The sequence below is a fragment of the Singulisphaera sp. GP187 genome, from assembly GCF_900129635.1.
Lineage (GTDB): Bacteria > Planctomycetota > Planctomycetia > Isosphaerales > Isosphaeraceae > Singulisphaera.
The window spans coordinates 5,195,705-5,209,889 of the sequence record NZ_FSRB01000001.1 but is presented as its reverse complement, the minus strand read 5'-3'; the positions used below and the strand labels follow the sequence as shown (position 1 = coordinate 5,209,889).

Here is a 14,185-nt window from a genome sequence, read left to right as displayed (position 1 = left end):
CGATCGAACACTTTTTCTATTTTTGATTTATCTGCAATCAAGCGAGAATCCCATGGACGTCATTATCGGCATCGACCTCGGGACCACCAACAGCGAGGTGGCGGTGATCCGCGACGGCCGGCCGGTCGTGCTCGAGGAGGACGGCGATCCGATCCTCCCGTCGGTCGTCGGCCTCGATCCGCAGGGGCGTCTGCTCGTCGGCAAGGCAGCGCGGAACCAGTCGATGCTCGCCCCGGAGCGCACGGTCCGTTCGATCAAGCGGAAGATGGGCCTGGAGGAGATGGTCCCGCTCGGCGACAAAAAATACTCTCCCCAGGAGATCTCGGCCATCATCTTGCGGACGCTCAAGCAGCGTGCCGAGAAGGTGCTGGGCCATCCGGTCAAGAAGGCGGTCATCACCGTCCCCGCCTTCTTCACCGAAGGCCAGCGCGCGGCGACTCGTGAGGCGGGCGAGCTGGCGGAGCTGGAAGTCGTCCGGATCATCAACGAGCCGACCGCCGCCGTCTTGACCTACGACCCCCACCCCGCCGAGATGGAACGGCTGCTTGTCTACGACCTCGGCGGCGGCACGTTCGACGTCTCGATCGCTCAGGTCGAGCAAGGCGTCGTCGAGATCCTCGCCAGCCACGGCGATACCCACCTCGGCGGCGACGACTTCGATCAACGCCTGCTCGACTTTGTCTGCGACCGATTCCAGACCAAGCACGGCATCGACCTGAGAGAGTTGCCCGTCGCCAAGTCGCGACTGCTCCGCGCCGTGGAGGACGCCAAGAAGACGCTCTCCACCGAGGCGACCACCACGATCACCGAAGAGTTCATCGCCGAGAAAAACGGCGTCCCCCTCAACTTGAACCTCGAAATCGACCGATACGAATATGAGAATTTAATCGAGCCGCTCCTGGCCAAGACCCTGGTCTGCCTGGACCAGGCGATGTCGGACGCGAAGGTCCAGGCCAATGAGATCCATAAGGTGTTGCTGGTCGGCGGAGCGACCCGCACGCCGATGGTCCACCGAATCCTGAGCGAACGGCTCGGCCGGCCGGTCCATACCGAGATCGAGCCCGACCTCGCCGTGGCCATGGGCGCGGCCGTGCAGGGGGGTCTGATCGCGGGCATCGACGTCGGCCCCGTCCTGGTCGACATCACCCCCCACTCCTTGGGCATCGAGGCGCTCGGTGAGCTCCACGATTCGATCTCGACTCATTGCTTCTCGGCGATCATCGAACGCAACACACCGCTCCCCGCCTCGCGGACCGAGATCTACGCGACAGCGTCCCATCATCAAAAAGCCGCGAAAATCCGCGTGTTTCAGGGCGAGGACGAAGATACACGTTACAACACCTTGGTGGGTGAGTTCACCATCGAGGGACTGGCCGACCTCCCCGCCGGCAACCAGATCCTCGTCCGGCTCGACCTCGACCTCAACGGCATTCTCAAAGTGACCGCCACCGAGCGCGCCACGGGGCTCGCCCGCCACGTGACCATCGACAACGCGATGGAGCGGTTCCGCCAGCGGCAACGGACCGACGCCATCGACCGCCTCGATGAGGTGTTCGGAACGGCCGAACAGCCCATTGAGCTCGAGGAAAGCGAGTTCTCGGTCACCCCTGGCTCCCTCGCCAATCCGGCGGCCGATTCACTTTCCCCCGCACTCCGCCAGGCGATCGACTCGGCCAACACCCTGATCCTCAAAGCCGAGAAAATCGTGGCCAAGGCCAACCCCGAGGACGCCGCCGAGCTCTTGGCCATGCTCGTCGACCTGCGAACCGCCATCGACAATCGCTCGGAAACCGCCATCCAGAAGATTGCCGAAGAGGTTGCGGACCTTGTCTTTTACCTGGAAGACCAGTGACCCTCTCACCCACCATGGAACCAACGGAACCGACGACCACCGTCCGCTGCCCGACCTGCCGCCTCACCCAGGAACGGTCCGACACTTGCCGACGCTGCAAGTCTGACCTTCGCCTGCTGAACGAGGCGGCCGAGTCCGCGCGCCGGACCCGCCGGCGCTGCCTGAAGGCCCTCCGTGCCGGCCATCGCCGCGAAGCGCTCCGCCTCGCCGGCCACTACCACTGGCTCCACCCCACCGCCGACTCGCGCCGCCTGATGGCGCTCACGGCCTTGCTCTCCGGCGATTGGGCCAACGCCCTCGCCCTCGCCCACGACCTCCCCGAGCTCGACTGACGGGAACCTCGGGACAGACGCAGGCCCATCGAACCCGGATCTCAGAGCCCCCAAGGATTCAGCGGATTTGTTGGGGGCTCTGCAAGCGAAAACCGCGGGAACTCGTCGGCACAAAGACAGGGAGCTTACACTCTCCGCTCGCCTTCCGGGCGAGCGAAAACCACGGGATCCAGGGGCACAATCCCTCCCTCTCCCTGAACAGTGGGTGGACCGTGCCCGCCCCACGGGACACAGCCGTGACTTACCACAAATCGATCGTAACTTGCTGATAACCTCATCACGGGCTCGGCAATGCCTCGCATTTCGCCGCACTCGGCGCTTTGATTTTATCGCCAGCAACCTCCCATTTTCTCGAACTCTCCCAATTTCACGAGCTATGCTCGATTGCAAAAAGTGATGTAACGATCATTCCGATCGAGCGGATGAGGTAAGCTCAAGCGCTCCTCTGGCCCTTCCTGACTCCGAATCCCCCTGGCAGACGGACATTCAGCCAGGGTCGAGCACGAATTCGGGAGACCTGAGCGCGGTCGCGGAAAGTTCGATCAACGCCCAACCGGGATCTGAAATCCCGCAGGGTGCGGTTATTAACAAGAGAGATACACCTATGATGGCGCTCCGTGATACGATTCGTTTTCAATCCGCGTTCTCGAACAGGATGGATCGTTCAAAGCGTCGAGCTTCCATACATTCGAAGGTGTGCGGCATTGAAGTGCTCGAAGAGCGCCAGCTCTTGTCTACATTCACGGTGACGAACCTCAACCAGGCGGGAGCAGGCTCCCTCCGCCGGGCGATCCTCGAGTCCAATGGGCAACCGGGCTCGGACAGCATTGACTTTCAGGTCAGCGGCACGATCCGCGTCGGCCGGATCTCGCTCCCTGCAATCACCGATACCGTGACCATCGACGGTTCCACCGCGCCTTCGTTTGCCGGCACACCGGTCACCACCGTGGATTTCCAGGGTTCGAAAGGTCTTCGATTCGAGCGAGGGGCCGATGGATCGATCCTCCGGTCGCTTTCACTGGTCAAGGCTGGCGATGCGGGCGTGACGCTCCGCGCCTCGCGAGTGACCGTGGAAGGCAACTACATCGGCCTGCTTGCCGACGGCAAGACCAGCGCCGGCAACCGGGGAGACGGGATCCGGATCGATGCGTCGTCGCACGACAACCTGATCGGGCACCGCGATCCGGTGACGAGCGTCAGCTATTACAACGCCGACGCCGTGGGCATCCAGCCGGTCACGGGCTGGCAGGGCATCCGCCCTTCCAACACGAGCGGCCAGTACCTGATGGTCGGAACGTCGAGCCAGAACGGGCTCTTGTACGATGGACCCATCTCGGGCGTTGGCGGTGCGAGTTACCAGGTCAACTACCCGGGGGCCATGACCACGAGCGTCTACGGGCCCGACACGGTTTCCGGGGACACCCTCCGGTTGGTCGGGAGTTACAAGACCGGCAATGACACCGTCCAGGGGTTCCTCTTCGAGGGAACGACCGCCGACCTCGGGCAGAGCGGCAACTACCGGACGATCGACTATCCCGGCGCGAAGTTCACCTACGTCCACAGCACGATGGGCGACCTCGCGGTCGGCAACGCCGACGGTCCGGAGGGGAACCTGCCGATCGGCACCGGGCACGCGTTCCTCTACGACGTCGCCCGGAACACGCTCTTGCCCGACATCGTCTATCCGGGCTCCACGAGCACCTCGGCCTACGGCATCTGGCACAACGGCCTCACGAGCTACACGATCGTCGGCGGCTATTCCACGCTCGCGGACTCGAGTGGGAGCCTCTCAAACGGCTATATGGTCGATTACGACTCCGCGACCGGGAAATTCACGCAATGGACCTCGTTCGCCTATCCGAACGGGCCGATCGGACGCGACTTCATCACCCATTTCGAGGGCATCAGCAGTACCGAATCGGGCGTCTACACGCTGAATGCCGACTCGATCCAGGCCGGCTCCACCAATCCGGCGCAGGGCTCGTGGGTGACCGTGAGGCGCAATCCCGACCGTTCGTTCGGAGCGGGGGTATGGGTGGATCTCAACTATCCCGGCGTTGATCCGCGCACCAGCATCACCAGCAGCAATTCGGTGGCCGGCAACCAGGTGGTCGGGCTCGTGATCGGCGCCTCGGGCACCTTCTCGTACCAGGCGACGGTCAACACCGGATTCCAACTGTCCAACGTCATCAGCGGCAACCGCGGCAACGGAATCGGGATCTACGGGTCGAACGACAACCAGATCGCCATGAATCAGATCGGGACGGATGCCAGCGGCACCCTCCAACGGGGCAACGCGAAGAACGGGATCCTCGTCACGCAAGGCGCGGCGCGAAACCTGATCGGCGGTCAGGCGACCGGCGGAAACGACCCGACGGCGAGCGTGTTCGTTCGCCCGCCCCAGGGCAACCTGATCTCGGGCAACAACGGCAACGGTGTCCTGATCAACAAAGGCGCCACGCGGACCCTGTTGAGCGGGAATTTCGTCGGCACCGATGGTTCGGGCAATTCGGCCTTGGGCAACCGGCTCGACGGCGTGGCGATTGAGCACGCCGACGGCAATCAGTTGATCGGCTGCACCTTCCAGCAGAGCCCGTTCGTGTTCTACAACGTGCTGAGCGGCAATGGTGGCAACGGTCTGCGGATCACCAATTCCAACGACACGACCGTCCAGGCCAACTTCATGGGCGTGGGGGCGAACAACGCCACGATCGTCGCCAATGGTGGCAATGGCCTCCTGGTATCGGGAACGTCCAAGAACACGCAAGTCGGCGGCGTGATCCCGCTTGGCAACGTGATCTCGGGCAACAATCGCAACGGCATTGAGGTCCGCGACAAGGCCAGCGGCTTCATCTCGTTCAACACCTTCGCCGGGATCTACGCCTTTGGAGACGCTGCGCCCAATCGTCTCAACGGGATCTTGGTCACATCCAGTGGTGGCGACAACCTGATCCGCACCTGCATCGTCTCGGGCAATCTCGGGAACGGGATCGAGCTTGGCGGCCACGCGACCGGCGTGCAGGTGGTCGACACCGCGGTCGGAACCAACACTTCGATCCAGACGCCCATCCCCAATCAAGGCAGCGGCATCAAGATTTCGGGACACGCCCACGGCAACGCCATCGGTGGATTTCAGCCCTCGATCGAACCCCAAGTGACAATCTCGTCGAATCGCGGTTACGGGATCGAGATCGTCGGGCACGCCAATCAGAACGTGGTGTATCACACTTACATCGGAACCAATTTCAACGACACCGTCGCCCTGGGCAACACGCTCGGAGGGATCTTGCTCGGAACCTGCAAAACGTCGTCAAACATCATCGGAGGCACGGCGACCGCCTTGCAGAATAAGATCGTCAATAACCTCGGCAATGGCGTGAGCCTACGATCCTCCCAGCGGAACGCGATCTTGGGGAATGAGATCGCCGACAACCTGGGCTACGGCCTCTTTGCCACCGGCCTGTGCACCGGCACCGTGGTGAAAGCCAACACGATCACGTCGAATGCCCGGGGGAATGTCAACCTGACGAAATCCCAGGGCATCGTGTTCATCCCCTGATCGTTCAAACCGATCGCACCAATCGGCGGAAGACTCATACGGATCGGACTCTCTCCAACCCATCAAGAGGGGGCGTTGCAAAGCCCCCTGGCTTGACGTCGAGCCTGCTCCCGGCAGGCTCGACCCTCGCCACAGTTCGGCTCGCTCCACCTGATCGGCCCGCAAGGGGCTGAGCTTGATGGAGCGAAGCACGATCTGGCGATGGTCCGCGGCCCACACATCATCCATTCAAATTCCTATTATTTTTATATCATTTTCACAAAAAACCCGCCAATCCCAATCATTATCAACCTATAACTTTCTTCCCTAGGGCTCGTGGAGGACTTACGACCCGGACATCAATCGGCCAGAACAGAGCAGCCCGATGCGATCGCTCTGAGACTTTCTCGAGCCTTTGCATTGCCCCGCCCGCTAGAATACGGGCAGTTTGTCGGAAATCGATCTTCATCAGGAGTCAACCATGGCCAGAGTCGTGCGATTTTACGAGATCGGCGGGCCCGAAGTCCTGAAGATCGAGCAGGTCGAGGTCCCTCCTCCGGGTAAGGGCGAGATCCAGATCGCCGTCAAGGCGTTGGGTCTCAATCGCGCGGAGTCGATGTTTCGGAGTGGCCAGTACATCGAACACCCCAGGCTCCCAGCCCGCAATGGCTACGAGGCGGCAGGGACGGTGACCGCCGTCGGCGAGGGGGTCAAAGGGTTCAAAGTCGGTGACGTCGTCAGCACCATCCCGGCCTTCAGCCTGAACGAGTATGGGGTCTACGGCGACCTCGTGAACGTCCCGGCCTACGCCGTGGCGCACCACGCCGCCTCGCTCTCCTGGGAACAGGCCGCGTCGATCTGGATGCAATACATGACCGCCTACGGGGCGCTGATCGACATCGCCGGCCTGAAAGCGGGCGAGGCGGTCGTGATCCCGGCGGCTTCGAGCAGTGTCGGCCTGGCCGCCATCCAGATCGCCAACCGGGTGGGAGCGATTCCGATCGCCCTGACGCGCGGAAGTTCGAAGCGGCAGGCCCTGCTCAACGCGGGGGCGTCCGAGGTCATCGTCACCGACGAACAAGACCTGGTCAAAGAAATCCGCGGGATCACCGGAGGCAAAGGGGCCCGCGTCGTGTTCGACCCGGTGGGTGGACCCACCGTCGCGAAGCTTGTGAAGGTGATGACCCCGTCGGGCATCCTGTTCCTCTACGGCGCTCTGAGCCCGGAGCCGACGCCATTGCCGGTGTTGGAAGTGCTGGGCCATTCCCTCACGATCCGCGGCTATATACTCCCGGAGATCACGACCGACCCGGTTCGGCTGGAGCGTGGGAAGCAATTCGTCAACCAAGGGCTGGCGTCTGGAAGCCTCAAGCCAATCATCGCCAAGACCTTCCCGTTCGAGGAGATCGTCGAGGCCCACCGTTACATGGAGTCGAACCAGCAGGTCGGCAAGATCGTCGTTACGGTCTAACGGAGTTCACCTTGGATCGAGAGGGGGGGAAGGGAAGGGAAGGGGGGGGGATCATGAGGACCATTTCCCGGCCGGGCAGTCCTCGTGAGGCAGCCTCGCCTTGGCGGCGGAGATACAGCCACAAACCCGACAGCGCACGCCAGTGAACATCTCGCATTGCGAGCATGTTGCTAGTCGAGCACGATAGATCTCCAAAGGTACGGTCTTGAATCCCGAGCCGGCGAACGCCACGGCCGCCTTCGTGGCGGTCAGCGCCATGCGAAGCAGGCCGGGACCGGCCGCGGTCGAGCCTTGGGACGGGAGCTGTGAATAGGTCGTGATGACGCTTGCGTCGAAGACGCCTCCCCCCTTCAAAGCCGGCGCAACCGCGGCGATGCTCGACCGATAGTCGGCCAAGTGCTGGGCGTACTCTTCGGCTTGTGGTTTCCGCAGCCGGCGGAGCAGGGCGACGGTCTCTTCCCCCCGGGCGAGCGCCCGGTCCGGCCGGCCCAGCTCGGCGTCCGCGATTCCGGCATACCAGAGAAGTACGGCCTCGTGCTGGGTGTCGCCCATGCTCCGCGCAAGTGCCAGAGCCTGCTCGAACTGATCCAAGGCCTGCGAGTGGTCGGCCCGACCTTGGTACGCCAGTCCCAGGCGTTCCAGCGCCACCTTCTCGGTGAACCGGTCGCCGATCTCGCGGGCGTAGGCGAGCGCCGGGCCGAGCAGCTCGATCGCCAGGTCCGGGCGACCCTGCATGATCGCGGCCTGGGCCAGGTTGACCTGCGCATCGAGCTCCCGAGTCCGGTCGCCGAGCCGGCGGGCCCCGTTCAGTGCATCCTCCAGGAGCGATGCCGCGGGCTGAGCGTCGAGCTTATGCAGGTAGGAGACGGCAAGGTCGATCAAGGCCGTGACCTCGCGGGGATGATCCCCGGCCTGTCGCGCTTCGGCCAGCGCATGAGCGGCGAGCTCGCGGGTCGGAATCAACGGTGGCAGGTCGGTCACCGCCGCTACGGCTGACGACGACGGGGTCTGGACCGGCGCCGGTGCGATGCCGGAAACCAGCGAGAGGTTTCGGCCAATCCGCCGGATCGCCTGCGTGGCCGGCCATCGCGCCCTGATCCGAGCCTCGTCGAGCTCGAGCGTGCCCGTTTCGTCCTCGGGCCAGGCGAGCACAAGGTCGGTCCGCCTCGCCCCGGAGCGTTCGCAAATCCCCCCGCCGGGGAGCGTCCAGATCGGTTCGGCTTTCCCCCCGACCAGGCGTCGAAGAAAACGCGGAACACCGATCCTGGTCCGCTGCCGCGTCGGGGTCAAGACCGCCGCAATCGAGCCGATGCCGTCGCTCGAGCTCACCGTTGCGCCGGCCGCCGACCCGACGCGATCCCAGTGCCGGAATCCGCCTGCCCGAGCGCCGGGGAGCCAGAGAACGAGACGGCCATCCCCCGCCGCGGCCTCCGCCAAAACACCGTCATCGACCACCAGCAAACGTCCATCGGGAAGTTTCATGAAGATCACCCCTCATGTTCTTATCATGAAAAGCAACTTGTTCATCCCGCAGTGCTTGAGTCGAGTTCTCTTTCTCCTTCTATTGATTGAGGTCAGCGGTTGCTTGCTCCTTATCGCCCAAGAATTCCACGAGGCGATCCGAAAGGAGCAGGTTCGACCTCAGAGTCTACGAGTCCACGCCCAAACCCACCAGTCCAAGCCTTCTCGTCGCAATCCTTCGACGTTCCGGGCTTAATGCCACCCGTTGGCCAACGATCACGTTGGATCCGAAAGCAATGCGCCCCCAGAGGCCAATGACAACGACCGTGTGGCTCGGAGGTCAGGTCAGTTCCGATCGTCGAGGATGGCCCAGGCGATCCGCCACCGGGCCGAGCGCCTGGCCAGGTTGTCGTCGGCCGGCCGATTGAGGGGGGAGGGGTCGGAGGTGAGCAAGGCGAGGAGGATGGCGGCCGAGGCGTCGCCGTCGGGGCCGCGGGCGGCGCGGGCCAGTTCCTCGGCGGCCCGGCGCCGCGGGTCCGCATGCTGGAGTTCGCCCAGCCACCAGGCGCCCAGCTCGGCCCGGGCACGCGGATCGGAGGGGACGTCCCGGAGTGCCGCGTCGAGGAGCCGTCGGGCCTCGGCCCGCCCCTCCGGGATCTGGCGGAGGAGCCGGGCAAGCCGGAGCTCCTGACCTAGCCCCGACCGCCGAACCTCGTCCACATGACGGGCCACGAGGTCATGCTCGGGCCCGACAGCCAACATGGTCGCGAGGTGGGCCGTGGGTCGCGACCCCAGAGCCCTGGCGTCATCCAAGGCGTCGATCGCCCGGTCGAGTTGATCGGTCCGCATTGAGGCCAGGGCCAACCGCCTCAGCCCGAGCCCCCAGCGGTCCTCGACCGGAATGGCGGTGGGGGTCCAGGCCAAGACAGCCACCGGCGCCATCAAAACGACGCTCAGAGCGAATCCGCGCCAGTCTCGCGACCGGAAGCGGCGAGCCAGGTCGACCGCGCCGGCGGCACCAAGCAGGGCCAGGCCGGGGACCCACGGCAGCCGATAGCGACCGACGACGAAGAAGGCGACCGTCGAGCCCAGCCCCGCGACCGTGGTGAGCACCAGGAACCACCAGAAGGGGGAACGATCCGGACGCCTGAGCCCGGCGACCGCCCAAGGCGTCAGCCAGCCGAAGGAGACGATCCCCCAACCGAGCGCGGGGACTGCGACGACCCGGACGAAGGCATGGTTCTGATTATCCGCGACCTCATAGTCGTTCGCCAGGAGGGCGATCTTCCGAGCGACGAGCCGGAGCGACGCGGCGGGGGCGGACGTCCAGCGGTCGAGGCCCGCCCGAAACCAATATCGCGAGGTTTGACCGAGAGTGAGTGGCCGCCCCGCTCGCCGCCGGGCCTCGGCCGCGAAGTCGTCGGCCTCGAAGAACGGGTGCGACCGGACGTTCGGGATCTCAGCATAGGTCCCACTGGCCTCAGGCCCGTTCCCAATGTAGAAGTTCGCCCCCGCCTGCCAGGTCGTCAGCAGGAACTCGGGAGGGGAGGAGACCATCGCATTGATCAGGGTCACCGGCGCAATGACGAGGGCGAACCCACCGAGAAAAGCGGCCGCCCGGACCATCCCCCGCCCCCCGGGCCGTCCCCGGGAACAGACGAGCCACCAGATCGCCCCGAGCGGAGCCACGATCAAAGCATTCGCCCGGAGCAGGGTCACCAAGCCCCAGGCCCACCCCGCGACCAAGGCCGGCCAGGCACGACGTTGTCCCCAGGACCAGGCGGTCAGGCCGATCGCCAGGGCGGCGGCCGTGGCGCCGATCCCTTCTTTCTCGAGGGTGGCGTCGGTGAAGATCAAGGGGCCGTAGAGGGCCACAGCCAGGCCCGCCACTACCCCTTCGGCGCGCCCCAGGCCAATCCGGCCCGCCCAGAAAACCCAGACCGGGGTCAGCGCCCCGAGGCAAGCCAGGGAAAGTCGGACGGTCGCCAACTCGGTCCCGACGATCGCCATCAGGGCGGCGAGCAGGTAGGGATAAAGCGGGTCCTGGTAGAAGGGCCGTTGCGGCAGCCAACCGCCGCCGAGGATCGTGAGCGCCCGCTCCCAGTAGGCTTGCTCGTCGATCCAAGGGGCCTGACCGAGGGGATGGGCGACAAACTCACGGGCGCAGGCGATCCGCAGGCCCAGCCCCAGAAGCCCGATCGCGAGCGCCCAGACCAGGTCCGCAACAAGCCAAGGAGGAAGTCGAAGCCAGCGCCTCGCGACGCCGGGCTCACGGTGAGACGACGCCATGAGAAATCTCGCACCTGACATGCACGCGAGGCCGGCCAAGACGATCGACTCGCCCTGGTCGGCCCCGATTCGATCACGTTGAGGAGACATCGCTCGGGGGCCATACCATGGCATGGCATGTCAGCCCGGGTGGCGATTCACCCTACGTTCAGAAACTGTCCGCGCTGATGACCTCACCACCGTCCTTGCTGCCCAAGGACCACCAGGTCACCTGGTTGACGGTGTCTTTGATGAACCGGGAACTGCCGTCGGCCATGAGGACGTTGACTCCTCCGGAGTGGGCGCTGGAGGCGTTCGTGATGTGCTGAGAATCCGAGCCGGCCCCGGAATCCATCCGGCAGCCGCCGAAGGAGGCGTTCGGGGTGGCGACGGTGCTGAACAGCGTGTAGCCCTGGCGGCCGGTGGACCAGCGATAGCCGTTGTCTTCCCCGATACTCGTACCAGTCTTGAAGGCGGCCGCGCACCCGCTGAGCATCGTCGGAACGGTCGCCTGGATGGTGGCCACATTGTAAACCGCATAGGTTGCCGTGTTCACGGCTGTCGGGACGTTACCCCGATAGCCGTTTTTCATGGCCCCCTTACCTGCCAAGACCTCGGAGAAGGCGATCGTGTTCGACGACCCGTCGGTCGTCTCCTTCAGCCCATACGAGGTGTAGCGGGCGAACAGCCCCGGGACGGTCTCCGGGTTCTGCTGCGAGTTGGGCCCTCGACTCGCCTGGTAGTTGTTAATCCGCGAGGTCCCCGAATTCGGGTCCGACGGACAGAGGAACGTCGAGACGATCGTGTTCGTGGCGGTGCTGTTGGTGGTCGAGGCGATCGTCAGACCGCACGAATCCTGCATCGGGTTCCAGGAGAAGTTGCAGGCGTTATACACGGCCATCTGCTCCATCTGAGGAAGCATCTGCGCCTGGGCGCTCCAACCCGCCCACCCTCGGTAGTCCAGCCCACCCGTCCCGCAGGTGTTCGCGTACGGATTCTTTGACATCCCGATGGGAAACGTGGTGTGAGTCGAATGGTAGTTGTGGAGGGCCAGTCCCAGTTGCTTGAGGTTGTTGGTGCACTGGGACCGCCGGGCGGCCTCGCGTGCCGCCTGGACGGCCGGCAGAAGCAGGGCGATCAGAACGGCGATAATGGCGATGACCACCAGCAATTCGATCAGCGTAAAACCGCGGCGTGAGCGTAATCTCATTGGGAGGAATCCTCATTAGATAACGCGAAAAATGAGAGGAAACGACGTCCCTACAAACAAGATAAGGCGGACGATCACTTGGGCTTCTTCGATGCGCCATCGGCTTTCTTCGAGGCAAGATCGGCGTTGCCCTGGGAGGCAGCGGCGTTGGCCGCCTCGACGGCGGGATCCACGGCGGCACCCCCCACACGGACGCCCTCCGACCCCGTCGAATCGCAACCGGCCAACCACACAATGCAGCCGATGGGAATCGCAAGCATGAGGAAACATTTCGGCAATCGAGCGGATCCGCACATTGCGAAAGCACCTAACACGAGAAAACGTTGTTGGATGAAGATTAGACAGCAGGCTAGCAAGCATGACGTTTGAATTCAAGCAACTCGACACAAGGCTCAATCATTCCCGACGGGTCACTTGTCGCCAAACCCGCTGACTTCCTTTGCTATCAACACGTTACAACAATCCGAAATTCTTAGGGAGAGAGTTCCTTTACGGCAGAACATCCGTGACCAAACCAAGAGGATTGCTCAGATCAAGAGAACAGCCATCTTCATGAATCCGGATCAGGCACGCCTCAAAGCCCGTGACCAACTCATTGACTCGGCCCACCCATATACGTGCGCAAGCGATCGAACGCATGGAAACACATGGCTGCCTCTACCTCTCGGCCCAAAACTGCGAACGGAGTGGTGCACCCGGCGAATTCGTCGACGCCAAATGGTAGGCCTACAATAATTTACATCTGTAAGATGTGACACACGAAATCGATGGAGGCAGACGCCGGCTCCATCAAGTCCGAATCTCGCAGACACCAGGAAGTCCAAGGCTCGAGCAAATGACTGTCGAGCCGACCGGTCGATGCCCCTGGCCACCCCATTGATGGGTGCCGGAAGAATTCGAAACAACCGGTCGGATTTCGTCACACGCTCGAGACGGAGGGCGTCCCGCCCGACTCGCCCGGGCTCCAGCGGCGGGCGAGCGTTGCGGTGGCCGAGGCCAAGGCCGGGTCGGCGGCGAGGCGGGCGGCGGCGGCCTTGCAGGCGTGGCGGACGGTCGCGGAGTCGCGACCGCCGAAATAGGTGCCGATGGCCTGGAAGCTCAGGCTGGTCAAGCTCCGCGCCAGATGCATTGCCAGGTGCCTCGGCTCGGCAACCGTCTTGCGGCGGGTGCTCGAGCGGAGGTCGCGCAGCGTGACGCCGAACTTCGTCGCGACCGCCCGGGCGATCTGGTCGATCGTCAGGTCCGGGTCGGCGGCTTCGCCGTCGATCAAGGGGGTGACGAGTTGGCGGTCGAGCGGCTTGCGCTCAACGCGCGACTCCAGCGCGAGTTTGGCGAGCCAGCCGTCGAGGGTCCGGTAGCCGTCAGCCGCCTCGGCCAGCGAGTCGACCGCCTCGGCCAAAAGATTGATCTTGCGCGACCGGGCGCGGTCGAGCAAGTACCGCCGGCGCGAGGCCAGCCCTGGGGGATCGACCCGGACGGCCAGGCCCCCGACCAGGCGGTTAACCAGGCGCGGAGGCCACCCGGACCACTGACCCGGCCCCACTCGCGCGGAGACCGCGACGCTCGACCCCGCCTCATCCAGGGCGTCGAGCGTGTGGGTCAATTCCGTCAGGGCCAACGGAGCGCGCTCCAGGGCGTGCAGGTCTTCGAGCACGAACAGGTCGAGCCCTCGGAACCGGCTACGGAGCTCGGCCCAGCCCCCATTCTGCCCGGCCGCCTCCGCACAGGCCGCGGCAAACGCTTCGGCCTCCATGTGCGCCACCGCCGACTCCGGATGCCGAAGCAGTCGCTCCGACACCAGGCCCGCCAGCAGCCTCGACTTGCCGACCCCGGCCGGCCCGTGCAAGACCAGCGGCGAAAGGCCCGGGCCATCGCCTCGCGCCAGGGCCAGCACGCTCGCATGCGCCAGGTCGTTCTCCGGGCCGGTCAGAAACCCGTCCCAGGGGTGGGGGGGGACCGTCTCCGCCGGAACCAGGCCGTTCCGCAAGGACGAGAAGTCCATCCTTAGGCCTCCCGCCATCGTCTATCTTGATCTGAGCTCGAGAAGACCGCG

At 64.3% G+C, this 14,185-nt stretch carries 9 protein-coding genes; 4 read left to right on the top strand and 5 right to left on the bottom strand.

Features of this window, described 5'->3' with window-relative positions:
- Positions 1-52 precede the first annotated feature (52 nt).
- From BUS42_RS20205 to BUS42_RS20190, 4 genes are all read left to right on the top strand, one after another.
- A complete protein-coding gene (locus BUS42_RS20205; protein ID WP_074309154.1) occupies positions 53-1,852 on the top strand; it encodes an Hsp70 family protein in 1,800 nt (599 codons plus the stop codon).
- 14 nt (positions 1,853-1,866) lie between these two features.
- Positions 1,867-2,184: a hypothetical protein gene (locus BUS42_RS20200; RefSeq protein ID WP_074309153.1), complete on the top strand. Its 318-nt coding sequence runs from the start codon at positions 1,867-1,869 to the stop codon at positions 2,182-2,184.
- Between the two features lie 730 nt (positions 2,185-2,914).
- Positions 2,915-5,743, top strand: coding sequence for a beta strand repeat-containing protein (locus BUS42_RS20195; protein ID WP_254053629.1), 2,829 nt, complete (start codon positions 2,915-2,917; stop codon positions 5,741-5,743).
- Positions 5,744-6,203: 460 nt separating this feature from the next.
- Positions 6,204-7,193, top strand: coding sequence for a zinc-dependent alcohol dehydrogenase family protein (locus BUS42_RS20190; protein WP_074309151.1), 990 nt, complete (start codon positions 6,204-6,206; stop codon positions 7,191-7,193).
- 51 nt (positions 7,194-7,244) lie between these two features.
- Here BUS42_RS20190 and BUS42_RS20185 read toward each other — a convergent pair whose 3' ends face one another.
- From BUS42_RS20185 to BUS42_RS20160, 5 genes are all read right to left on the bottom strand, one after another.
- Entirely contained in the window at positions 7,245-8,675 is a 1,431-nt protein-coding gene (locus BUS42_RS20185) for a tetratricopeptide repeat protein (protein WP_074309150.1), read from the bottom strand.
- A gap of 324 nt (positions 8,676-8,999) precedes the next feature.
- A complete protein-coding gene (locus tag BUS42_RS20175; RefSeq protein WP_143206393.1) occupies positions 9,000-10,943 on the bottom strand; it encodes a glycosyltransferase family 39 protein in 1,944 nt (647 codons plus the stop codon).
- 148 nt (positions 10,944-11,091) lie between these two features.
- Positions 11,092-12,132 carry a DUF1559 domain-containing protein gene (locus tag BUS42_RS20170; RefSeq protein WP_074309148.1) on the bottom strand — a complete coding sequence of 347 codons (1,041 nt, stop codon included), beginning with the start codon at positions 12,130-12,132 and terminating at the stop codon, positions 11,092-11,094.
- 74 nt (positions 12,133-12,206) lie between these two features.
- The gene (locus BUS42_RS20165; protein WP_074309147.1) at positions 12,207-12,392 is read right to left on the bottom strand and encodes a hypothetical protein; all 186 of its coding nucleotides are present in this window, start codon (positions 12,390-12,392) and stop codon (positions 12,207-12,209) included.
- Between the two features lie 659 nt (positions 12,393-13,051).
- On the bottom strand, positions 13,052-14,134 hold the full coding sequence (locus tag BUS42_RS20160) for a DnaA/Hda family protein (RefSeq protein WP_074309146.1): 1,083 nt from the start codon (positions 14,132-14,134) through the stop codon (positions 13,052-13,054).
- Positions 14,135-14,185: the final 51 nt, after the last annotated feature.